At 69.3% G+C, this 22,307-nt stretch carries 21 protein-coding genes; 3 read left to right on the forward strand and 18 right to left on the reverse strand.

The features are described 5' to 3' along the window. Positions 1 to 21: 21 nt before the first annotated feature. From ABD770_RS03990 to ABD770_RS04010, 5 genes are all read right to left on the reverse strand, one after another. The gene (locus ABD770_RS03990; protein WP_344818213.1) at positions 22 to 774 is read right to left on the reverse strand and encodes a dihydrofolate reductase family protein; all 753 of its coding nucleotides are present in this window, start codon (positions 772 to 774) and stop codon (positions 22 to 24) included. Further along, on the reverse strand, positions 767 to 1,705 hold the full coding sequence (folP, locus tag ABD770_RS03995; RefSeq protein ID WP_425562729.1) for a dihydropteroate synthase: 939 nt from the start codon (positions 1,703 to 1,705) through the stop codon (positions 767 to 769). Before folP ends, ABD770_RS03990 begins: the two co-directional genes overlap by 8 nt. Beyond that, the gene (locus ABD770_RS04000) at positions 1,702 to 2,859 is read right to left on the reverse strand and encodes an NAD(P)/FAD-dependent oxidoreductase (RefSeq protein ID WP_344818214.1); all 1,158 of its coding nucleotides are present in this window, start codon (positions 2,857 to 2,859) and stop codon (positions 1,702 to 1,704) included. The genes folP and ABD770_RS04000 overlap by 4 nt, the downstream gene beginning before the upstream one ends. Positions 2,860 to 2,892: 33 nt before the next feature. Beyond that, positions 2,893 to 3,543 (reverse strand): GTP cyclohydrolase I FolE, encoded by a 651-nt coding sequence (folE, locus tag ABD770_RS04005; protein ID WP_344818216.1) that lies wholly within the window; start codon positions 3,541 to 3,543, stop codon positions 2,893 to 2,895. 202 nt (positions 3,544 to 3,745) lie between these two features. After that, positions 3,746 to 5,185, reverse strand: a complete 1,440-nt coding sequence (locus tag ABD770_RS04010) for an MFS transporter (protein ID WP_344818217.1) — start codon at positions 5,183 to 5,185, stop codon at positions 3,746 to 3,748. Between the two features lie 206 nt (positions 5,186 to 5,391). Here ABD770_RS04010 and ABD770_RS04015 point away from each other — a divergent pair, with 206 nt between their 5' ends. Then, the gene (locus tag ABD770_RS04015) at positions 5,392 to 6,645 is read left to right on the forward strand and encodes an MFS transporter (RefSeq protein WP_344818219.1); all 1,254 of its coding nucleotides are present in this window, start codon (positions 5,392 to 5,394) and stop codon (positions 6,643 to 6,645) included. A 22-nt stretch (positions 6,646 to 6,667) separates the two neighbouring features. Beyond that, entirely contained in the window at positions 6,668 to 7,579 is a 912-nt protein-coding gene (locus tag ABD770_RS04020; RefSeq protein ID WP_344818220.1) for a MurR/RpiR family transcriptional regulator, read from the forward strand. Between the two features lie 11 nt (positions 7,580 to 7,590). Here the strand turns inward: ABD770_RS04020 and ABD770_RS04025 are convergent, their stop codons facing one another. From ABD770_RS04025 to ABD770_RS04055, 7 genes are all read right to left on the reverse strand, one after another. After that, positions 7,591 to 8,619 (reverse strand): serine hydrolase domain-containing protein, encoded by a 1,029-nt coding sequence (locus ABD770_RS04025; protein ID WP_344818221.1) that lies wholly within the window; start codon positions 8,617 to 8,619, stop codon positions 7,591 to 7,593. 5 nt (positions 8,620 to 8,624) lie between these two features. Next, entirely contained in the window at positions 8,625 to 9,299 is a 675-nt protein-coding gene (locus ABD770_RS04030; RefSeq protein ID WP_344818222.1) for an N-acetylmannosamine-6-phosphate 2-epimerase, read from the reverse strand. Continuing rightward, on the reverse strand, positions 9,296 to 10,201 hold the full coding sequence (locus tag ABD770_RS04035; protein ID WP_344818223.1) for an N-acetylglucosamine kinase: 906 nt from the start codon (positions 10,199 to 10,201) through the stop codon (positions 9,296 to 9,298). The genes ABD770_RS04030 and ABD770_RS04035 overlap by 4 nt, the downstream gene beginning before the upstream one ends. Continuing rightward, positions 10,198 to 11,058, reverse strand: a complete 861-nt coding sequence (locus ABD770_RS04040; RefSeq protein WP_344818224.1) for a carbohydrate ABC transporter permease — start codon at positions 11,056 to 11,058, stop codon at positions 10,198 to 10,200. Before ABD770_RS04040 ends, ABD770_RS04035 begins: the two co-directional genes overlap by 4 nt. Further along, entirely contained in the window at positions 11,055 to 12,059 is a 1,005-nt protein-coding gene (locus ABD770_RS04045) for a carbohydrate ABC transporter permease (protein ID WP_344818225.1), read from the reverse strand. The genes ABD770_RS04040 and ABD770_RS04045 overlap by 4 nt, the downstream gene beginning before the upstream one ends. Then, on the reverse strand, positions 12,041 to 13,336 hold the full coding sequence (locus tag ABD770_RS04050) for an ABC transporter substrate-binding protein (protein ID WP_344818226.1): 1,296 nt from the start codon (positions 13,334 to 13,336) through the stop codon (positions 12,041 to 12,043). The genes ABD770_RS04045 and ABD770_RS04050 overlap by 19 nt, the downstream gene beginning before the upstream one ends. Positions 13,337 to 13,561: 225 nt before the next feature. Further along, positions 13,562 to 14,632 (reverse strand): dipeptide epimerase, encoded by a 1,071-nt coding sequence (locus ABD770_RS04055; protein ID WP_344818227.1) that lies wholly within the window; start codon positions 14,630 to 14,632, stop codon positions 13,562 to 13,564. Positions 14,633 to 14,745: 113 nt separating this feature from the next. On the opposite strand from ABD770_RS04055, the gene murQ reads away from it, so the two are divergent. Continuing rightward, complete coding sequence (murQ, locus tag ABD770_RS04060) at positions 14,746 to 15,687, forward strand: N-acetylmuramic acid 6-phosphate etherase (protein ID WP_344818228.1); 942 nt, start codon at positions 14,746 to 14,748, stop codon at positions 15,685 to 15,687. Between the two features lie 182 nt (positions 15,688 to 15,869). Here murQ and ABD770_RS04065 read toward each other — a convergent pair whose 3' ends face one another. The 6 genes from ABD770_RS04065 to ABD770_RS04090 form a co-directional block, all read right to left on the reverse strand. Continuing rightward, entirely contained in the window at positions 15,870 to 16,709 is an 840-nt protein-coding gene (locus tag ABD770_RS04065) for an IclR family transcriptional regulator (RefSeq protein ID WP_344818229.1), read from the reverse strand. Positions 16,710 to 16,784: 75 nt separating this feature from the next. Beyond that, positions 16,785 to 18,275, reverse strand: a complete 1,491-nt coding sequence (locus ABD770_RS04070) for an aldehyde dehydrogenase family protein (protein WP_344818230.1) — start codon at positions 18,273 to 18,275, stop codon at positions 16,785 to 16,787. 44 nt (positions 18,276 to 18,319) lie between these two features. Then, a complete protein-coding gene (locus ABD770_RS04075) occupies positions 18,320 to 19,123 on the reverse strand; it encodes a 2,3,4,5-tetrahydropyridine-2,6-dicarboxylate N-succinyltransferase (protein WP_344818231.1) in 804 nt (267 codons plus the stop codon). A 112-nt stretch (positions 19,124 to 19,235) separates the two neighbouring features. Beyond that, entirely contained in the window at positions 19,236 to 20,243 is a 1,008-nt protein-coding gene (locus ABD770_RS04080) for an LLM class flavin-dependent oxidoreductase (RefSeq protein WP_344818232.1), read from the reverse strand. A 52-nt stretch (positions 20,244 to 20,295) separates the two neighbouring features. Continuing rightward, positions 20,296 to 21,291, reverse strand: coding sequence for a glucose-6-phosphate dehydrogenase (coenzyme-F420) (gene fgd / locus ABD770_RS04085; protein WP_344818233.1), 996 nt, complete (start codon positions 21,289 to 21,291; stop codon positions 20,296 to 20,298). Continuing rightward, complete coding sequence (locus ABD770_RS04090) at positions 21,288 to 22,271, reverse strand: LLM class flavin-dependent oxidoreductase (protein WP_344818234.1); 984 nt, start codon at positions 22,269 to 22,271, stop codon at positions 21,288 to 21,290. Before ABD770_RS04090 ends, fgd begins: the two co-directional genes overlap by 4 nt. Positions 22,272 to 22,307 lie beyond the last annotated feature (36 nt).

Genomic DNA, 22,307 nt, shown 5'->3' on the forward strand with positions numbered 1-22,307 from the left:
CGGGATGATCCGCGGCATCCGTCAGAGCAGGTAGTGCAGCAGCAGCTCGTCCCCCGCCCGAAGAACGGATGCCAGTCGGGCATCGCGCGGCGCGGCGGGCCCCGTCGCGATGCGACGCGCGCCGCCGGCCTGCAGGCTCGGCGCGATCGTGAGATGCAGGGCGTCGACGGCTCCGGAGGCGAGCAGCGCTCCGAACACCTGCGGGCCTCCCTCGGAGTGGATCCGGTGCAGCCCGCGCGCGGCGAGGTCGGCACGGACGCGCCGCAGGTCGGCATCCGTCTCCCCCACGGTGACGACATCCGCCACCTGCGACAGCGTCTCCCGCCGCCCGGCGGGAGCGGATGCCGTGGTGTAGACGATCGGACGCACCGGGGCGTCCTGGAACAGCGCCGATGCGGGGTCCAACGTCAGACGACGGCTGATCGTGGCGAGCACGGGATGCGGCGGCAGCCCGGCATCCGTCCGCCAGGCGACCGACGCGTCGTCGACCCGCAGCCCGCCGTAGCCCTCCGTCTGCAGCGTCCCGGCCCCCACCAGCACGACGTCGGCGGGCCTGCGCAGCAGGTCGAACAGCCTCCGGTCGGCGGCGTCCCCGAGCGTCCCCGAGCGCCCCTCGCGGTCGGAGGCGCCGTCGATGCTGGCGATGAAGTTCACCCGCAGCCAGGTCCGATCCGGCGGGAACGCCGTGAGCGCGAGCAGTGCGGCGTCGTCCAGGTCGGCCGCGGCATCCGGCCAGATGCGGTCGATCGGCGCGGTGGCGGACGTCTCAGACATTGTGCGTGGGGTGCGTGTTGTGCTCGAGCCGGACCGGCTGCCGCCAGCCGAGGATGGCCTCTGTCATGCGCACAGCGTCGACGGTCTGCGGGATGTCGTGCATGCGCACGATCCTCGCCCCGCTGAGGATGCAGGACACCATCGCCGCGAGCGAGCCGGACAGCCTCTCCCCCTGGGGACGGTCGAGGGATTCCCCGATGAAGTCCTTGTTCGACACGGCCACCAGCAGCGGCGCGCCGATGGAGGCGATCTCGTCGAGCCGTCGGGTGATCTCCAGCGTGTGCAGGGTGTTCTTGTCGAGGTCATGACCGGGGTCGATGATGATCCGCTCCCACGGCACTCCCGCGGTCTGGGCACGGGCCGCGCGCTCGACGAGGAACGAGCGCACCTCACCGACGACGTCGTCGTAGTGCGCGGCGGGCTTCTCGGCCCGTGGCGGGCCCACGCTGTGCGTGATCACGACGTGCGCCCGGCTGCGCGCGATGACGTCCGCCATGCGCGCGTCGCCCAGCCCGCTGGTGTCGTTGATGACGGCGGCACCCGCGTCGATGGCGGCGGCCGCCACGTCGGCGCGGTTGGTGTCGACGGAGATCACCAGCTCCGGGCGGGCGTCGGCGATGGCGGCCACCACGGGCACGACCCGGTCGATCTCCTCGGCGGTGGTCACCGCCGGCCCCCGGCCGAACGGGACGCCGCCGATGTCCACCCAGTCGGCGCCCTGGTCCCCTGCGCGCAGCGCGCGCTCCACGGCACGGTCGAGGGCGAAGGTCGCACCCCGGTCGTAGAACGAGTCGGGCGTGCGGTTGATCACCGCCATGACCGCGACCTGCCGGGAGAAGTCGAAGTCGCGGACGCCGATCCGGCGCGTCAGCCGGCCACCGGGCTCACCGGCATCCGCTCCCCCGGCGGGCGTGTGCGCGCCTGCCGTCATCGAGCCGTGCCGATGCTGTCGCGCACGGCGCCGGATGCATCCCAGTCGTTCGCATGCATGGCCGCGCGAACGGTGCCGTCCTTGACCCAGTAGGCGCGGAACGCTCCACCGTGGGCGACGTCGGTATTCCCCTCGATGTCGACCCTGTCGTAGCCGTCGGGGCCGACGCTGCCGAAGTACTCCATGCCCAGATCGTACTGATCGGTGAAGAAGTACGGCAGACGGGTGTACTGCTCGGAACCGCCGGCGAGGTTGTGGGCCGCGACCTTGCCCTGCTCGATGGCGGTGTCCCAGTGCTCGACGCGGATGCGACGGCCCAGCACCGGGTGCTGCTGGGAGGCCACATCACCGATCGCGTAGATGTCGGGGTCGGAGGTGCGCAGGGTCTCGTCGACGAGCACACCGCGGTCGACGGCGAGGCCGGCCTGCTCGGCGAGCTCGGTGGCGGGGATCGCCCCGATGCCGACCACGACGAGGTCCGCCTCGGCGAGCGCGGCCTCATCGACCGCGGTGCTCAGCCGCAGGTCCACGCCGTGCGCGCGGTGCAGGTCGGCGAACAGGGTGGCGACCTCGGGGCCGAGCACGCCCACCAGCGGCAGGTCCGCGACCTCGTAGACGGTGACCTCGGCGTCCTTCTGCCGTGCGGCGGATGCCACCTCCAGTCCGATCCAGCCCGCTCCGACGATGACCACCTTCGCACCGGGCTTGAGCGCCTCCACCAGCCGGGCGTTGTCCTCCACCGTGCGCAGGTAGACGGGGTCGGCGACCCGGTCGGCGACATCGAAGTGCCGGGGTGAGGCGCCGGTGGCCAGCAGCAGTCTGTCGTACGAGTGCTCGGCCCCTTCACCGCCGGCGACCGACTCGGTGCGCAGCGTGTGCGCGGCGGGGTCGATCGAGACGACCCGCACGCCGCGTTCCAGCCGCACGTCGTTCTCGGTGTACCAGGACTCGTCGTGCACTCTCGCGTCGTCGGCCTTCTTGGCTCCCAGCAGCACCTCTTTCGACAGCGGCGGACGCTCGTAGGGGAGGTGGTCCTCGGCGGAGTAGATCACGACCTCCCCGTCGTAGCCCTTCTCACGCAGTTCCGTTGCGGCAGTGGCGGCCGCGAGGCCCCCGCCGACGATCGCGATGGTCATCTCTTCTGTTCCTTCCATGGGTGCTGTCTCGTCTGTGGTCCGCACGGATGCTCAGCGCGTGCGGTCCGCCGCGAGGGCGAAGAACTCCGCCCGCGAACGCGCATCGCTGCGCAGGATGCCGCGCAGGGCGGAGGTGGACGTCGAAGAGCCGGTGGCCCTGGCGCCGCGCAGGGTCATGCAGGTGTGCGTCGCCTCGATGACCACGCCGATCCCGCGCGGCTGCAGCCGCTCGGCGAGCGCCTCGGCGATCTGCACGGTCAGGCGCTCCTGGGTCTGCGGCCGCCGGGCGAAGTGGTCGACCATCCTCGGGATCTTCGACAGCCCGACCACGCGGTCCGCGGGCAGGTAGGCGACGTGCGCCACGCCGGTGAACGGCAGCAGGTGATGCTCGCACAGCGACTGCACGGGGATGTCCCTGATGAGCACCAGCTCGTCGTAGCCCTCGGCGTTGGCGAAGGTCGTGAAGTCGAAGGGCGCGGGTGAGAGCATCTCGGCATACGCCTCGGCGAAGCGGCGCGGCGTGCGCGCGAGGTCCGGCGCATCCTCGGCATCGGGGTCGATGCCGAGCGCCTTGAGGAACATCCGCCCGGCCTGCTCGGCGGCGTCGAGATCGACGGGCCTGGGCACCGTCTCGACGCGCACCCGTCGCGGTGCGTCGACGCGCGCATCCGTCTCTTCCCCCTGCATCGCCGTCATCGTCATGGCCGTCCTCCTGTGCGTGCTCATCATCCATCAGACACCACATGCCATTCTAAATGCAAGTGTTCTCTTTTTTAGAGATTGCGCGGTGCGCCCATCGTACGGCCTCGAGGACGCACAGCCCAGGGATCGGCCGCCCCGGTCGCGGAGAGAGCGCGGGAACGACACGCACGTCGCTCCCGGAGCAGTCGTGCGAAGCCGCGCGTCACTCCTCCGGGAGCGACGGGTGCGCCTCCTCGGCCGGCGCCGAGGGGATGAGCATCGCGATGGCGAACGCGACGGCCGCGGCGATGATCCCCAGCACGAACGTCAGCATGAAGCCCTCCGAGGTCGGCAGCCCGGCGGGGCTCTGCGCACTGGATGCCGCCAGCACCGCGCCCATCACCGCGGCCGCCGCGCTCGTGCCGAGCGAGCGGAACAGGGCGTTGAGACCGTTGGAGGCGCCCGTCTCGTTCTGCGGCACGGAGCGCATGATGAGCATGGGCATGGCGGCGTAGCCGAAGCCGATCCCGACGCCGATCAGCAGGTTGGCGACGAGGATCTGCCACACCGTGGTGTGCAGCGCGATCGTGAACCCGTAGGCGGCGACGAGGGCGAGCGAGCCCACGATCAGCAGCACCTTCGGCCCGACCGCGCGCGCCACGCGCCCGGCGACGGGCGAGAGCAGCATCATGAGCACACCGGAGGGCATGACGATCAAACTCGCCATCAGCAGGGACAGTCCGAAGCCCGCGCCGGATTCGACGGGCAGCTCGAGAAGCTGCGGATAGACGACGTTCGAGGCGAACAGGGCGAAGCCCATCGCGATGGACGCGAGATTGGTCAGCAGGACCGGGCGCCGCGCGGCCACGCGCAGATCCAGCAGGGGCTCTCGAGCGCGCAGCTGGTTCCACGCCCACAGGATCCCCACGAGGACGCCGCCGATCCCGCATCCGAGCGTCAGCGGACTCAGCCACCCCCACTGGTCCCCACGGGAGACCGCCAGGAGCACGCCCAGCAGCGCGATGCTCAGCCCGATCGTGCCGAGATAGTCGAAGCGCCCGGCCACCCGCAGCACGTCGACGGGGATGATCCGCAGCACGAGCACGAGGGCGATCGCGCACAGTCCCGCCGTCATCCAGAACAGCACGTGCCAGTCGGCGTGCTCGGTGATCAGCGCGCTGACGGGGAGCCCCACCGCGCCGCCCACGCCGAGCGTGGCGCTCATCATCGCGACGGCCGCGTCCACCCGTTCGGTGGGCAGCACGTCCCGCATGACGGAGATCCCCAGCGGGATGACCCCCGACATCGCGCCCTGCAGCGTCCGACCCACGATCACGACGGCGATCTGCGAGGACAGCGCGACGATGATCGATCCGAGCAGTGTCACCGCCAGCAGCCAGAGGATGATGCGGCGCTTGCCGTACATGTCGCCGAGGCGCCCGGCGATCGGGGTGACCACCGCGGATGCCAGCAGCGTGGCCGTCACGACCCACGCGGTGTCCTCGCGATCGGCGTTCAGCAGCGCTGGAAGCTCGGACTGGATGGGCACGACCAGCGTGAACAGGAACGACGCGCACAGCCCCGTCGACAGCAGCACGGCGATGATCGCGCGATAGGGCGTCGGACTGGACAGCCGACGCCGCAGCGTGTCATCCCGCATCATCGGCGGACTCGTTCGAAGGGCATCGTCACCCAGCTTATTGGCCCCCGTGCGGGGGTGGGAGCACGGTGTCGCTCCGAATGCGCACCGGCGCCCGGCCGGGTGGCTATCCTCAAGGTGCGCCCGAGTCCACGCGGGTGCCCGCTTCGACGACACCGCACCCGGCCGACTCGGCTCCTCCATCGCCGTGAAAGGCAGTCCCGCCCACCGTGTACTCGTTCCTGCTCGCGATCATCTACATCGCCTTCATCAGCCTCGGCCTGCCGGATTCCCTGCTCGGCGCGGGCTGGCCGGTCATGCAGCGCGACCTCGACGTGCCCGTCTCGTTCGCGGGCATCGTGACGATGATCATCGCCGGTGGGACGATCCTCTCCAGCCTGGCCTCCGAACGACTCACCCGCCGGTTCGGGGCCGGGGTCGTCACCGCGGTGAGCGTCGGGCTCACGGCCGGGGCGCTTCTGGGGTTCTCCGCATCCGGATCGTTCTGGATGCTGTGCGGGTGGGCGGTCCCGTACGGCCTGGGCGCCGGGGCGGTGGACGCGGCGCTGAACAACTACGTGGCGCTGCACTACGCCGCACGGCACATGAACTGGCTGCACAGCTTCTGGGGAGTGGGCGCGTCGATCAGCCCGTTCATCATGAGCCACGCGCTCACGGCCGACCTCGGATGGTCCAGCGCATACCTGGTCGTCGGGCTCGGGCAATCCGTGCTCACGCTGCTCCTGCTGATCACCCTGCCGCTGTGGGGCCGCATGGACAGACTCCGGCCCGGCGGTGGTCCGCTCGCGGCGGATGCCGGGAAGACGGATCCCGGGAAGACGGATGCCGGGAAGACGGATGCGGGCGCTCCGACCGCGGCATCCGAGGACGGCACCGGTCCCGTGGGGCTCGTCCGTGCGCTGCGCATTCCCGGCGTCGGGCTGATCCTGACGGCGTTCTTCGCGTACTGCGCGTTCGAGAGCACGTCGATCCTGTGGGCGTCCACCTATCTCGTGGCCGATCGGGGTGTCTCGCCGGCCACAGCGGCCGCCTTCGCCTCGCTCTTCCTGCTGGGCATCACGGCCGGCCGCTTCCTGGCCGGGTTCTTCGCCGACCGCATCGGGGATCGGATGCTCATCCGCGGCGGCTTCGCCGCCGTCGCGGCGGGGTCGGCGCTCATCGCGCTCCCGTTGGAGGCCGACCTGCCGGCGCTGGTCGGGCTCGTGATCGCAGGGCTGGGTGCGGCTCCCGTCTACCCGGCCATCATCCACTCCACGCCCGCAAACTTCGGCCCGCGCAGCTCGCAGGCCATCATCGGCATCCAGATGGCGGCCGCCTACACAGGGTCCACTCTCGCCCCACCCGCGTTCGGCGCGATCGCGGAGGCGACGGGCACGGGGACCCTCCCGCTGTTCCTGCTGGTGCTGGTGGCGCTGGGGCTCATCATGTCGGAGCGGTTGAACCGGGTGGTCGGCGCCGCATGAGAAGATGTGCACCAGGTGGACCATGACCAATCCCGACGACATCCTCGACCTCACCCAGCAGGCGCTGCCGGGGCTGCGCCGATCGGAACGATCCATCGCCGACATCGTGCTGGCCGAGCCCGAGGCGGTCGAGCGGATGACGATCACAGAGCTCGCCGCGCGTGCGGGGGTGTCCGTCGCGACCGTCGCCCGCTTCTGCAGTGCCGTGGGGACGACGGGCTTCGGCGACTTCAAACGACGACTGACGGCCGCCGTCACACGGGCGTCCACCGAACTGAGCCGCTTCGGCCTGTCCGACACCGCCGTCTCGGCCACGGACACCGCGACAGAGGTCATCAGCAAGGTGACCATGCACGAGCTGCACGCGATCCAGGCGACGGCGGCGGCCGTCGATGTCGGCGAGCTGGAGGCGATCGTCGCCGCGCTCATCGCCGCACCGCGCATCGACATCTACGGCTCGGCGACCAGCGCGATCGCGGGCATCGACCTGCAGCAGAAGCTGCTGAGACTGGCGCTGGCGGCCTCGCACTGGTCCGATCCGCATCTCGCCCTCACCAGCGCATCACTGCTGAACCCGGGGTCCGTCGCCCTGGGCATCTCGCACTCCGGTCTGACCGTCGAGACCGTGCACGCGATCGCGACGGCCAAGGAGGCCGGGGCGACGACGGTCGCCATCACGAACTACCCGGACTCTCCCCTGGCCCGCACAGCGGATCACGTGCTGTGCACGGTGGCCAGGGAGACCGAGTACCGTTCCGGTGCGATGTCGGGCCGGATGGCGCAGCTGGCGCTGGTCGATTTCATCTTCGTCCGCGCCGCGCAGCTGCACCGTGAGGCGGTGCCCGGCTCCGACGAGGCGCGTCGGCGGCTGCTGGACGCGCATCGGCTGCGCTACGACGGAGGCGGCTTCGAGCAGACCGGAGACGACCGCTGAGCGGACTCCGCTCAGGACACCAGCGCGAGCGCCTGATCGCTGAAGCGACGACGAGTCGGCGAGATGTCCACCGCATCACGGTGCGGATGGACCCGATTGGTCAGCAGGACGACCGCCAGCTGCTTCTCGGGGATCGCCCACCACATCGTGCCCGTGAAGCCGGTGTGGCCGATCGCCGGGGCCGCGCCCATGAAGCTCGCGTCACCGATGCGCAGTCCCAAGGAGTGCGCGAAGCCTCCGGCGTGATCGGGGATGGGCGAGGGTCTGGTCATGACCGGGTACCCGTCGGGCCCGAGCAGCCCGTCGTCCAGGAACGACTCGGCGAAGCGGAGCACATCGTCGATCGGGGCGAACAGGCCTGCGTTGCCGACCCGCCCGCCCAGGTACCAGTTCAGCTCGTCGTGCACCTCTCCGCGCACCAGCCCGCGCCCGATGTAGGACTCGTCCTCCGTCGCGACGGCCAGGTCGGCGGGGACGGGGCCGTACGACGTCGCCGCCGCGCCGAGCCGAGAGGTGATGCGGGCGGCGACCAGGTCGGACAGGCTTCGGCCGGTCACCGTCTCCGCGATCGCGCCCGCGGCGATATAGCCTGTGCAGGAGTAGCGGAACTCGGCGCCGGGGGCGGTCTGCAGGGGCGTGCTGAGCACGCGAAGCAGACGCTCGCGCTCCGGCACGTGGGGTTCCTTCCACAGGAAGACGTCCGAGGGCAGTCCGGCGGTGTGGGTCAGGAGCATGCGCAGGGTGATGCGCTCGGCATCCGGACCGCTTCCCACCGGCAGCACCTCCGCGACCGGCGCGTCCGGGTCCAACCGGCCCTCGGCGATGAGCTGAGCGATCACGGCGGCGGTGTAGGTCTTCGACACCGAGGCCAGGTCGAACAGCGCGTCGGCGTCGATCGCCCGAGCGTCGTCGCGGGAGAACGTTCCCGCCGTCGCGATCGCGCGCACACCGCCATGCGACACCCCGGCCGCGGCGGCCGTCGCCAGCCGTGCGCCGACCACCTGCGAGACGACGGCCTCGACGATCTCGTCTGCTTCCATCGCCGTCACCGCGCCGGGATCCCGGTCACCAGGCGCGCCGTGATCCGCTGCGGATTGGTGACAGCGGTCCCGACGACGACCGCCCACGCCCCGGCCTCGAACGCATCGGTGACGTCCTGCGGTGACCAGATTCGACCCTCGGCGACGACCGGCGCATCGACGCGACCGCGCAGGTCGCTGATCAGGGCGATGTCGGGCTCTGCGGGCACCGTGCCGCCGGTGTACCCGGAAAGCGTGGTGCTGATGAGGTCGGCTCCGGCCTCGGCCGCGGCCTCCGCAGCGGGGATGCCGTCGATGTCCGCCATGACTCGCACGCCCAGTTCCTCCCGGATGCGACGGATGAGCGTCGCACCCGACTCGCCGCCGTCCCGGTCGCGCAGCGACGCGTCGACGGCGACGATGTCGGCGCCCGAGGCCACGACCTCCGCCGCGACCTCCAGTGAGGGCGTGATGTAGACGGGTCTGCCGTCGAGGATCTTGCGGATGCCGATGATCGGAACGTCGACGGCCGCACGGATCGCCGCCACGTCTGCGGCTCCTTCCGCACGGATCCCCACGGCGCCTCCCCGCACGGCCGCGACGGCCGCCGCCGACATGTGCACGGGCCCGTGCAGGGCGTTGTCCTTGCGCGCCTGACATGACACGATCAGCCCTCCGGCCAGCACGCTCAGATCGATCATGGAATCTCCTTCGTCAGGTAGGGATCGCCCGCGGCGATCGCGTGGAAGTCTTCGGCGAGAGCGCGCGCGATCGCCTCGGCTCCGTCCAGGGATGTGCCCGCAGGAGTCCGGTCCTCCAGGCCCGCCTCCTGCAGCCGTCCCGCGAACGCGGCGAGCAACGGGGCGCCCGCCGCGCGGACTCCGCCGACCAGGGCCGCCCGGCGCGGCACTCCGGGCGCCTGCGCTGCGATGGCGGTCTCGGCGAGATGCGCACCGGCGGTGGCGAGAATGGTTCGGGCGACGTCATCGTGGGCGGCGGCCGCCGAGACGTCGGGGGCGAACTCCGCCAGAACGCGGGAGCGGTCCTGCCGGGTGTAGATCTGCGACGGCAGCTGCCGGAGCGGACCGAATCGGGCCCGCGCAGCGGCCATGAGTGCGGCCGATCCGCCGGGTCGCCCATCGTGCCCGCGCAGCGCTGCGCGCAGCCCCTCGATCCCGATCCATGCCGCGCTGCCCTCATCACCGAGCACATGCCCCCAGCCGTCCGTGCGGCGCCAGATCGTCTGGAGGTCGGAGCCGAGACCGATCGCGCCGGTTCCGGCGGAGACGACGACTCCGCCGCCCAGGCCGTGCGCACCGACGAGCGCGCTGACGGCATCCGAGCACACGACGGTCCGCGCCGCCGGCCACCACGACCTGATCGCAGCATGCACGTCCGCGATGCGCCCCGCCAGTCCGAGGACACCGCTCATCGCGAGCACGACGAGGTCGGGCTCCTCACCCAGACTGCGCGCGACCGGCTCCAGCAGCTCCGCGACGACGATCCCCTCCTCGCCGATCCGGAATCCGGGCGCGGTGCCCTCGGCATCCGTGGTGCGCCAGCGACTGGCGCTTCCTCCCACGTCGATGGCGAGGAGACTCACTTGCTCATCCCCGCCGTCAGTCCGGAGATGATCTGCTTGGTCGCCAGCAGGAAGAGCACGACGAGCGGGATGGTGGCGATCACCAACCCGGCGAACAGCGCCGACCAGTCGGTCTGGTACTGCCCGAAGAACGACGTCAGCCCGACCGGCAGCGTGTAGTGCTGCGGCGAGCGCATGAGCACGAGCGGGAAGAGGAAGTCGTTCCAGATGGGCACGAACCGGAAGATCGCGACGGTGGCGATCGCCGGTCGCACCAGCGGCAGCATGACCGAGACGAACCGCCGGAAGGGTCCTGCCCCGTCCAGCTCGGACGCCTCCTCGAGCTCGATCGGCAGCTGCCGGAAGAACGACGTGAGGATGAAGATCGAGAACGGGATGCCCAGCGCGGAGTAGATGAACACCAGGCTGACCGGGTTGTCGACCAGGCGGAGCGAGTCCATCAGGTAGAACAGCGGCAGGATCGCCAGATGCACCGGGAGCATGAGCCCGGAGATGAACACGGCCTCGATGGTGCCCACGATCTTCGACGTGGATCGTGCGATCGCGTACGCGGCCGGCACCGCCACGATGATCGTCAGCAGGACCGAGCAGGTGGTCACGGTGAACGAGTTGAGGAAGTACTGCGAGAAGTTCCCCTTGGTCCAGGCCAGCTGGTAGGACGCGAACGTCGGGGGGATGGGCAGGCCGACCGGATCGGTGTAGATCCCCCTGCTGGGGCGCAGCGAGTTGGACACCATCAGCAGCAGCGGGCCGATCGCGACGAACGCGTACAGCGACAGCAGGATCGTGACGGTCAGTCGACCGGCGGAGAACGGCTGTCGCCGCCGGATGGCCGATGCCGGAGCGGATGCGGTCACGTCAGCGCCTCCTCTCGACGGCGGGACAGATAGGTGGTCAGCAGAGCGACCCCGAAGATGAACACGAACAGCAGCGTCGCCAGGGCGGAGGAGAGCCCGACGCCGTTGCTCGCTCCGGACTCGAAGGCGATCCGGTAGAAGACCAGCGACAGCACGTCGGTGGCGCCGGCGGGGCTTCCGCTCACGCCGCCCATCGCATAGGGCAGGGCGAGGGATTCCATCGCGCCGATGAACGCGAGGATGCTCACGGTGATGATGGCGGGCCACAGCAGCGGCAGGGTGATGGAGAAGAACCGCTGGCGCGCCGTCGCGCCGTCCACGGAGGCGGCCTCATCCAGCTCCTCCGGGATGCCGCCCAGCGCGGCACCGTACAGGAGCATGGGGAAGCCGACCCACTGCCAGACCGAGACGACGACCACCACCCAGATGGCCGTGGTCGGCGAGCCCAGCCAGGGCAGCGCGAGGGATTCCAGTCCGATGGCCTTGAGCATCGCGTTGACCGGCCCGAAGGTCGGGGACAGCATGAGCGTCCACAGATACCCGATGACGATGGGGCTGACCAGGTACGGCATGGTGAACAGCACCTGGAAGAGGCGCTTGCCCCACCGCCGTCTGTGGAGGGCGACGGCCAGCGCCATGCCCAGCGTGTTCTGGCCGACGATGGCGCCGATGAACATCAGGACGTTGTGCAGGAACGCGTTCGGGATGTCTCTCTTGTACGGGTCCTGGGTGAACAGCGTGAAGAAGTTGTCGAGCCCGGAGAAATCCGACCTCGCCGTCCCCCTCCAGGAGAAGAACGAATAGGAGAACGCCGTCAGCATCGGGTAGAGCACGAAGATGCCGAACAGCACGAGAGCCGGCAGCAGGAACACCATGGCGGACCTCAGCGGCAGCCCGCCGCCCGCCCGCCACCGCGAGACCCTGCCGCCACGCGGGCGCGTGGCGGCAGGGGTCGTGCGTGACGGCTCGAGAGCGTCGTCGGTCAGGGCGTGGTCAGCCACTGCGAGACTCCGTCTGTCACCTGCTGCGCGAGGTCAGCGGCCGACAGGTCCCCGAGCAGCAGCGACTGCAGCCCCGGGTTGAAGATCTCCGACGCCGCCGGGGTGCCCCACCGGAAGTCGGTGTACAGCAGGTACTTCTGCGGGTTCGCGTTGTAGGTGTCCAGGATCTCCTTCAGGAGCGGATCGGATGCCGAGACTCCCAGCACCGGGGAGGGCTGGGCGGTCTGATCCGTGAACAGCTGACCGAACTCGGTCGTCGTCATCCACGACAGCAGCTTGGCCGCGGCCTCCTGCTTGGCGGAGGCCGCGTTGATCGCGAACGCGCCGTCCTGGTAGCCGGTCACGACCCCTTCGGACATGGAGGACCCGTCCACCGGGGGAACAGGGAACATGCCGAGCTCGAGGTCGGGGTTCTGCGTGGTGAAGAAGTTGATCTCGAACGACCCGCCGGGGAACATGCCCGCCTGCTCGGCGATGAACAGCGTCTGCGCGTCGGTGTAGGCGACACCGGTGACGTCCGCCGGCATGTACGGCTGCAGGTCCTTCATGACCTGGATGCTCTGGACGAAGCCCGGGTCGGTGAAGTCCTTCTCCCCGGAGCGCACCTCGTCGCCGAACACGTCGCCGCCGAAGGCCGTGGTCGCGAGCGCCGAGTGGACGATCGGGAGGGTCCAGTCGTCCTTCGCACCCACGGCGATCGGCGTGTAGCCGCCGTCGGCGAGCGCCTCGTTGACGTCGATGAACTCCGCCCACGTCGTCGGCTCGTCGAGCCCGAGCTCGTCGAAGATGCCCTTGTTGTAGAACATCTGGATGGCCTGCGTCGCGAACGGGACGCCGTAGATCTTGCCGTCCTCACGGCCGAGCGACGCCTCGAGCGCCGCCGGATCGATGTTGTCGAGTCCGTCGACGATGTCCTCGATGGGGACGAGGTTGCCGCCCTCGATGAACGGCTGGATGCGGTTGTACGCCTGCACCTGGACGACGTCGGGGCCGCTCGACGACGTGCCGGTCAGACCGGTGGTGAGGATCTGCGTGTACTCGGAGTTCTTGAACGTCTGCAGATCGATCGTGATACCGGGGTTCGCCTCCTCGAACACGTCGAAGATGGCGTTGTACACATCGGCGTCCTCGGTGCGCCAGGACCACACGGTGAGGGTGACGTCCTCGTCGCCCTCCGCATCCGTGCCTGTGCTCCCGCCTGTGCTCGGAGCACAGGCGCTGAGCGCAAGCGCGGCGAGCGTGAGCGAGGCCAGCGAGAATGCCAGCTTGTGTTTCATGTTTCCTCCAGGGGTAGTGCCATGCGGGAGTGTGCACGTCAACTCGGGAGTCGAGTCGGATCGAGTATAGGGATATAACTTACATATATAGAAGCAATATGGAAAATTTGTTACCTCATAGTGATTCGGATGCCTTCAGCGGCAGGTCGATTCCGAGGGCATGCCATATAAACAGACGCGAGGCGGCCGCGGCCCGAAGCGCGCCGAACGTCGCGCGGGCAGCGCTCATCCGACCCGCTCGAGCTCCTCGATCGACTCGATGCCGAGCCCCGGGCGGGCGGAGACGACCACGCTGCCGGCCTCGTATCCCAGTGCCGCCGAGACCCCCCGGATCCACCAGGCGGCGTCGAGATCGCTGACCGCCGTCGTCCCGTGCGCCGCGGCCACGCTCGCCGATGCGGCCACGCCGACCGGCGACTCCATCATCGATCCCACGATCGTCCCGAGCCCGCATTCCCGCGCGAGGTCCAGCAGGGTCGTCGCCACCGCGATGCCCGCGCATTTCGCCAGCTTGACGTTGATCATGTCGACGGCGCGGCGATGGATGATCTCCACCAGATCCGCGATGCCGAACACCGCTTCGTCGGCCATGACGGGCGTGTGCACGGCACGCGTCACGCGCTCGAGCGCGGAGACATCACGCGCGAGCACCGGCTGCTCGACGAACTCGACCCCGGCGCCCGCATCCTCGAGGTCGCCGATCACCCGGATCGCCTGCTTGTCGGTCCAGGCCTGGTTCGCGTCCAGGCGCACGGCGATGTCCGGCCCCACCGCGTCGCGGACCGCCATGATGCCGCGCAGCGCCTGTCGTTCGTCGGCTGCGACCTTGACCTTGAGCGTGCGGAACCCCTCGGACACTCGCGCGCTCGCACTCGCCGCCAGATGGTCGGGATCCCCCACCGAGAGAGTCACGTCGGTCTCGACAGCGGCGACCGCGCCACCGAGCATCCGGAACAGCGGCAGACCCCTGCTGCGGGCGAGAAGATCATGAAGGGCGACGTCGACGGCCGCCTTGGCGCTCGTGTTGCCGACGACCGCACCGCGCACGTCCCGCAGGACGGCCTGAAGATCCTCGGGATCCCGTCCGATCACCACGGCGGACAGCGGGCCCTCGATGCAGGCTCGCGCTCCGTCCATCGACTCACCCGTGACCTGCCACACCTGCGACGCCTCCCCGAGGCCGATCACGCCGTCGTCCGTCTCGACCTCGACGATGAGCGTCTCGACGACATCGGTCCGTCGCAGGGCCGTGACGAACGTCTCGCGCAGCGGCAGCACGACGCGGTGCGTCCTCACCCGGGTGATCCTCATCGACATGCCCTCCTGCAACTGGGTAGATGTTTTCGGCTTATGAGAATCTATTGTAAACTTTTTACCTCCATACTCTCCCGACGAAAGGCCACCGCATCGTGCCGAGTCACTCGTCCTCCCTCGACGACCTTCTGAACGTGCTCGCCGACCTCGACACCGAAGCCGTGACGACGGAGCGCGGAGACCTGGACCTGCTCGAGACCTCCGAGCTCGTGCGCCGTATGAACGCCGAGGACCAGCTCGTGGCGCTCGCCGTCGCCGAGTGCGCCGAATCGATCACCCGCGCCGTCGACGGGATCACCGAGCGGTTCCGCCGCGGAGGGCGGCTCGTCTACATCGGCGCCGGCACGGCGGGCCGGATCGGCGTGCTGGACGCCAGCGAGTGCCCGCCCACGTTCGGCACGGATCCCTCGATGGTCGTCGGCCTCATCGCCGGCGGGGAGGAGGCCATCCGCTCGGCGGTCGAGAACGCCGAGGACGACACGGAGGCCGCCCCGCGTGCTCTCCGAGACCTGGCGCTGGCCGAACAGGACACCGTCGTCGGGATCTCCGCATCCGGACGCACCCCCTACGTGATCGCGGGCCTGGAGTATGCCCGCAGCCTCGGGGCGCTGACGATCGCGGTCGCCTCCAACCGGGCATCCCACACCGGGGCGGTCGCCGAGATCGCGATCGAGACGGCCACCGGTCCGGAGTTCCTGTCCGGATCGACGAGGCTCAAGGCGGGCACCGCGCAGAAGCTCGTGGTCAACATGCTCACGACGCTGTCGATGATCAAGCTCGGCAAGACCTACCACGGCGTGATGGTCGACCTGATGGCCACGAACGAGAAGCTGCGCGCCCGGTCGATCCGCACCGTCATGCAGCTGAGCGGAGTCGATGCCGACCGGGCCTCGGCCACACTGCACGCAGCGAACGGCTCGGTCAAGCTCGCGCTCGTGATGCTCGCCGCCGACACGGACGCCGAGCGGGCGGGCACCGCACTCGCCGACGCCGGCGGCATCCTGCGCGATGCGATCGCCGCGCTGGCCGCGGCGTGAGGAAGGGTCCGGGAACCGACCCCACGGGGTCCGTCCCCGTGCCGGCCAAGGCTCCCGATGGGGACAGAGGTCAGGCCGATGCGCCGGAGTTCCGGTCCGTATCGTGTGAAGGCCGCCGGCAGGGATTCCGCATTGCTCGCCGTGGTCAAGGCGACAGAGCGCTCGAGGCCAGTCGCGATCCGTCAGACACGCGGTGCGAGCTTGTCGCTGATCTCGGCGCAGGCCTCGATCACAGCCTTGCTGATCTCGTCGAGGATGGGACGGACCCTCGTCGTGGGCCCCGCGATGGCGAGCGACCCCACCAACTGGGTGCCGACGAAGATCGGCGCTGCCGCAGCATGCACTTCCGGGATGGTCTCCCCCCTGTTCAGTGCCACGCCCGCGGCCCTGATGCTTCGCAGCTCAGCGGCGATCTGCTCCCGCCGATCCTCGTCGGCCTCCGCTGCGAGGAAGGCATTGACCCTCTGTGCGGAGGAATGGGCGAGGATGACCTTGCCCGTGCTGATCGGGTAGACCGGCCGACGGATGTGGAGAGGCGTCGAGTACTTGATCGGCTGCGTCGACTCCGCGCTGTCGACATACACGATCGAACCCCCCACCGGTTCGGCGAGCATGACCGTCTCGTTGAATCTGTCCCGCAAGCTGTCCAGGTAAGGACGCGCTGTCTCCGGCAGAGTGCGAGCAGGCGTCCCCAGGAGGGCGCTCACAGCGGGTCCGATCGTGTACCTCCCATCCGTCTCCGTGAGGTAACCGGCGGCGACAAGCCCCTTGACCAGACTGTGAATGGATGACTTCGGTGCTCCCAGGAGCCGGGTCAGGAGGGGAACGCGCACCCCTTCGTCCTCAGCGGCGGCGATCTCGAGGATCGCCGCGATCCGATTCACCGTCCGGTGCTCCTGCGGATGACTCCCACCGCCCGGAGCGAACGACTGGACGATGTCGAACGATGCGCCCCCCCGCTGCGGCACCCGATCACCATAGGAGAGCTTCGACAGTTCAGAGACCTGAGCGTGCTCCGTCATCAGGTCCTCCTTCCCTCCGCCCACGCGGCCGCATGGCCGGGAGCGTTCGTCGCGCACCGCCGTCTCCGGAGGATATCAGCGGTGCAGGATCTTTCCGTCGACGCGGCGCGGGATGCGCCACGGGTTCGACTCGCGGGCACCCTCCGGGAGCCACGCGTCGGGGATCGACTGGTAGGCGACGGGCCTCACCCACCGTGCGAGCGCGGACGCTCCCACCGAAGTCGCCGCCGGAGCGGTCGTCGACGGCCAGGGTCCCCCGTGATGCTGCGCCCAGGTCCACGCCACGGAGGTCGGCCAGTCGTCGACCGTGACTCTCCCGACCATGTCGGAGAGCGACTCCACCAGACGACCGGCATCCGGATCGGCATCCGTGCCGTCGGTGATCACCGACCCCACGAGCGCCCCCTGCAAGGCGTTCAACGCATGACGCAATTCGTCGGCGTCGTGATACTCCACTATCACAGCGACCGGCCCGAAGCACTCCTCCCGAAGTCGGCTCGTCGGATGGAGGGCGGTGATCGGAGCGGTGAGGACGGTCGTATCGGCCGACCATCCGCGGCCGGGGCCGGGGACCTGCGACACGATCTCCGCCCCCTCGGCGATCAGAGCCTGCACGCCCGATCGCGCCGCCTGCGCGATCCCCTCGGTCAGAAGCACCGCGGACGTCGCCGTGCGGCTCGCGGCGGCGGCGAGCCTCTGAACGGCCTCATGGCCGGTCGGCACGAACACGAGACCCGGCTTGGTGCAGAACTGGCCGAACCCGAGGCTGAACGACTGTGCGAAACCGTCCGCGACATCGGCGAGTCGGCTGACCGCGGCGCTCGGGGTCACGACGACCGGATTCACGGTCCCCATCTCCGCGTAGACGGGGATCACGCGCGGTCGAGCATTCGCGAGCTCCCACAGTGCCAGACCACCTCCCTGTGAGCCGGTGAACCCCACAGCGCCGATCTGCTCCGATTCCACCAGCGCCCGCCCTGCGCGCAGTCCGTGCACCGCTTCAAGGGTCCCTCGCGGAGCGCCGGCCTCCGCGAGTGCCGTCTTCGCGAGCGCCACCAGCCGGTCGCTCAGCACGGGATGGGCCGGATGCGCCTTGACCACCACAGGACAGCCGGCGGCGAGAGCGGAGGCCGTGTCATTCCCCAGAACACCGAACGCGAACGGGAAGTTGCTGGCCCCGAAGATCGCGACGGGGCCGAGCGGGCGCGCCATGCGCACGATGCGGGTCGGTGCGGTGTCGATCGTGAGGCCGAGATAGGACCCCTCTTCTGCCACGTCACCGTAGAAGCGGAGCTGAGACGCGGCGCGCACCACTTCCGTGCGCAGACGCTCCATGCCGAGTCCCGTCTCACGGTCCGCCAGACTCGCGAGCTGCTCGACCTCGGCCTCGAGCGCATCGGCGATCGCGGCCAGCCATGCACGCCGCGTCGCCGGTGAGACCTCGGCAACGGCATCCGCGGCCGCTGCGGCGCGTGAAAGCGCCGCCGAGACGTCCTCGGGGCGAGTATCGGGGACCTGCGTCGTCGGCCGTCCCTCCCGCGGCAGGTAGCTCGTCGTGGATGACATCGTTCTCCCATCCCCTTTCATGTGTCCGGGCTCGGTCTCTGCGCTCATGCGCTCGGGAGGCGCATGACGCGCTCAAGCGCCTCGTGCGCCGGCTCCCCCGCTCGACGATAGCCCACGACCGCGGGCCGCACGGGGGCCGAGGATCCGGACCCCGTGTCGACGGCCGCGTTGATGACGATCGCGTCGGCCGGCACATGATCGAGCACCCGTGGAGCGCCCTCGGTGACGTCGACGATCGGCTGTCCCGCTCCGATGACCGTGCCATGCCCGACGACGGCACGGGTGCGGACGAGCACTCCGGCGCCGATCACAGCACCGGAGCCCACCCAGCAGTCGTCCTCGACGATCGCCGGCAGCGCATCGATCGGGTGCAGAGCACCCACGATGCTCGTATTCGGCAACAGCGTGACACGATCGCCGATCTGGGCGCACGTGCCGAGGGACACCCACGTGTCGACGAGTGTGCCCTCGCCCACCCGGCATCCCAGGTTCACGAAGCTCGGCATGAGGGTCGCGCCGGGTGCCACGTAGGAGCCGTGACGCGCTGCCCCGGACGGCGCCACACGATAGCCGCCCTCCTCCGCATCCTGTTTGAGGGCGAACCTGTCTCGCACCGTCCAGGGCCCGAACCGCGCTGTGACGACCGGCTGCGTGCGGAAGTGCATGGCCAATGCCTTCTTGACCCAGGTGTTCACTCTCCACGCGCCGTCCACCTGCTCGGCGCACCGGTACACACCGGCATCGAGACCGCTCACGACCTCGGAGACGGCATCCTCGGCTTCACTCCCCGGGTTCTCCCAGAGCACCTCGATGCGCTCCTCGAGCCGGGACTTCTCCGCTTCTGACATGTGCACTCCCTCTCCATACAGACATCGCTCATCAAAATATCCATATATAGGAACTGATGATCATATATCGGGCTGCTTCGTCGTCCGGGTGCGATGATGACACCGGATGCGCCTACTCCGCGCGCGCCACCAACCCGCTCACCGTCTCGGCGCTGAGGAGCGGGACGACGTCCTCGACCAGCCGGTGCAGCTGCTCCATGCCGAGCTTCAAGTCCTCCCAGCCGTGGAAGTGCATATCGAGGGCTATGTAGTCGACCCCCGAGGAGTAGAGCTCCTCGATCTGCTCCGCGCACTGCTCGGCCGTCCCGTAGACGTGGGTCTCCCCGTGCGCCCCTCCCGGGCGCTCATGCTCGAGCAGCGGCTCGATGTGCGTCCGAAGCCACTCTGGGTCGTCCGACGGGCGGGTCACATGCACGAGCGTCGACATCGCGATGCGCACCTGGCGTCCATGCGCCGCCGCAGCATCGTCGAGCATGGGCTTCAACTGCGTTCGCACGTCGTGCGGCGACACCCCGGTCGGTTTGAGGTAGTGCGCCCACCGCGCCGCAGCCTCGATCTCCACTGCGCTCTTCCCGTTCACCCAGATCTCGACGTCGGACGGCGGTGCCGGATCGATTCGCAGTCCCGCGACATCCCACATCGAGCTCAGCTCGTCCGGCACCCTTTCCCCGCGCATGAGCAGGTCGAAGACCTCGAAGCCCGCCAGCATGCGCTGCTCCGCCTCGGACTGCGGGCTCATGCCGACCTGGAACTCCGGAGTGCGCCGACCGAGCGCCACCGTCGTCATCACCCGCCCCGGCGCCGCGTGCGCGAGCGTACTGATGTACTGGGCCCAGAAATAAGGGTGGAACTCCGAGAAGCTCCAGTGCGTGATCGAGGCCCGCACGCGCTCCGTCTCGCTGAGCACGTACGGCATGAGCGGCATGGCATCCACCACCGACTCATTGCCCCACGGCCAGGTCTCGGTGTCGAGGGCGAGGAAGTACGGGAGATGCACCGAGTCGAGGCCGAGCGCTTCCACCTCCTTCGCAGCCGAGATCAGCTGCGCACTGCTGGGGGGCGTCTTCCCCCAGGGGAACAGGAACATGCCCATTCGATCGAGCACCGATGTGCTAGTCATGACTCTCTTCTCCCATCGTTGTTCGTAAACGCACTGCTGCCACCCGGCGCGATCATCCGATGTCCCGAAGCCGGGGGATCACATGCTCGGCGTACAGTCGCAGGAAGCGTTCCTGATCCCGGCCCGGCGCATGGAAGATCAGGTGATCGAATCCGAGCCGGGCGTACTCCAGGATCCGTTCGACATGCTCGGCCGGGTCGTCCGAGACGATCCAGCGGCTCGCCGTCCGGTCGACGGGCAGCGCACCTGCACGGCGCTCCATCTCGATGGGGTCCTCGACTCCCATCTTCTCCTCGGGGGACAGGGCGAGCGCCGCCCACTCCATGGTGTCCGCCTTGGCGCGCTCCAGCGAAGGGTCGAACGACACCTTGAGCTCGATGATCCGCTCCACGGCGGAGGAGGGACGACCCGCCTTCTCCAGTCCTTCATCGACAGCCGGAAGCAGAACATCGGTGTAGAGCGGCATGCCCTTACCGCTGGTGCAGATGAACCCGTCGGCTATCCGGCCGGCAAGGCGCGCCGCCGCGGGGCCCGACGCGGCGATGTGGAGCGGAATCGGTTCGACGGGGCGATCATAGATCGTCGCGCGCTCCGTCCGGTAGTAGTCGCCGGTGAAGGTGACTCGTTCCCCACTCCACAGTTCCCGGATGAGCAGGCAGGCCTCCTTCAGGCGTGCGAAACGCTCCTTCTGACCGGGCCATTCCACGCCCAGGGGCGTCTCGTTGAGCGACTCACCCGTTCCGACCCCGAGCCACACACGCCCTGGGTACAGGCAGCCGAGGGTCGCGAACGCCTGCGCCACCACCCCTGGGTTGTAGCGGAAATGCGGAGTGAGCACGCTCGTCCCGAGCTCGATCCGCTTGGTTCGCTCGCCGACCGCCGCCAGCCAGGACAGAGAGAACGGGGAATGGCCGTCGTTGTGCCGCCAAGGCTGGAAGTGGTCGCTGATGGCGACACTGTCGAACCCGGCCTCCTCGGCGAGAACCGCGTATTCCACCAGCGGCCGCGGGGCGAACTGCTCGGCGGATGCCTTGTAGCCGATCTTCACCGCGAGGCCTCCCCTCGCCGATCGTCGATGAGGGGCAGGACATGCTCCACGAACCGGTCCATCTGACGAAGGACGGGCTCTCCGCTCGGCGTGGCGCCATGGAAGTCGAACTCGAGGAGGATCTCGTCGACCCCGGCCTCGAATTGCGCGCTGATGCGATCCGCGCACTCCTGTGGGGAGCCGATGACCGCGCCGGTCGAGTCGCGGTCCTTCGGCCGCGACTCGAGGGGACCCCACACGTTCTCCTGCTGCCACTCGGCCGAGTCGCCGGGCAGCACGATCGCGCAGGTCTGCGTCACCACCAGGTCCACCGACCTGCCGTGCGCCTGTGCGGCCTCGGTGAGTCGGGGGCGGATCTCGTCACGGATCGCCGCCACGTCCAGTCGCGTGGGGTTGTACGCCTGCGCCCAGCGTGCGGCCCGCTCCAGAGAAGGCGCCCCGCCGCCGACCCACAGCGGAAGGTCGGGGCGCGGAGCGGGGTGCAGAGCGAGCGCGCGAGCGTCCCAGAAAGCACCCGGTTCAGCGATCTCCTCACCGTGGCACAGTGCCGTGTACAGGGCCAGCGCCTCGTCGAACCGCTTCCCGCGCTCCTTCACCTTGGACAGGCCGACGCGGAAGTCGTCCGGCGCCCAGCCCAGCGCAGCGCAGGCGATCGCCCGTCCGCCGGACAGAATATCCAGGTTGGCGAAATACCGTGCCCAGAAGTACGGGTGCATCGTCGGGAAGATCACGGAATTGATCGCCACCCTGACGTTGCTCGTCGCCTGGGCGATGAGCGGCACCACCACCAGGGGATCGAGATTGTGGGTGTTGTCGATGTTCTTGTCGGGTTGCGTGAAGTGCCACGCCACGTGCACGGATCCGAAGCCGAGCTCGTCTGCGTGCACCGCCGACGTGACGATCTCGGAAGTCGTCGGCCTGCTCACCCCCCACGGGAACAGATACACCCCGAGCCGGGAGAGCGTTTCCTTCTGCGTCACCGGATTCGACCTTTCATACGATTCGATTTGATTTGG

This window comes from Microbacterium soli, assembly GCF_039539005.1.
GTDB classification, from domain to species: Bacteria; Actinomycetota; Actinomycetes; order Actinomycetales; family Microbacteriaceae; genus Microbacterium; species Microbacterium soli.

Coding starts and splice junctions, on each gene's coding strand:
- ABD770_RS04080 (WP_344818232.1), bottom strand. CDS start 20,243: ATGACTAGCACATCGGTGCTCGATCGAATGGGCATGTTCCTGTTCCCC.
- ABD770_RS04070 (WP_344818230.1), bottom strand. CDS start 18,275: ATGTCATCCACGACGAGCTACCTGCCGCGGGAGGGACGGCCGACGACG.
- ABD770_RS04075 (WP_344818231.1), bottom strand. CDS start 19,123: ATGTCAGAAGCGGAGAAGTCCCGGCTCGAGGAGCGCATCGAGGTGCTC.
- ABD770_RS04050 (WP_344818226.1), bottom strand. CDS start 13,336: ATGAAACACAAGCTGGCATTCTCGCTGGCCTCGCTCACGCTCGCCGCG.
- ABD770_RS04030 (WP_344818222.1), bottom strand. CDS start 9,299: ATGATCGATCTGAGCGTGCTGGCCGGAGGGCTGATCGTGTCATGTCAG.
- ABD770_RS04000 (WP_344818214.1), bottom strand. CDS start 2,859: ATGGAAGGAACAGAAGAGATGACCATCGCGATCGTCGGCGGGGGCCTC.
- folE (WP_344818216.1), bottom strand. CDS start 3,543: ATGACGATGACGGCGATGCAGGGGGAAGAGACGGATGCGCGCGTCGAC.
- ABD770_RS04010 (WP_344818217.1), bottom strand. CDS start 5,185: ATGATGCGGGATGACACGCTGCGGCGTCGGCTGTCCAGTCCGACGCCC.
- ABD770_RS04020 (WP_344818220.1), top strand. CDS start 6,668: ATGACCAATCCCGACGACATCCTCGACCTCACCCAGCAGGCGCTGCCG.
- folP (WP_425562729.1), bottom strand. CDS start 1,705: ATGACGGCAGGCGCGCACACGCCCGCCGGGGGAGCGGATGCCGGTGAG.
- ABD770_RS04065 (WP_344818229.1), bottom strand. CDS start 16,709: ATGACGGAGCACGCTCAGGTCTCTGAACTGTCGAAGCTCTCCTATGGT.
- ABD770_RS04025 (WP_344818221.1), bottom strand. CDS start 8,619: ATGGAAGCAGACGAGATCGTCGAGGCCGTCGTCTCGCAGGTGGTCGGC.
- ABD770_RS03990 (WP_344818213.1), bottom strand. CDS start 774: ATGTCTGAGACGTCCGCCACCGCGCCGATCGACCGCATCTGGCCGGAT.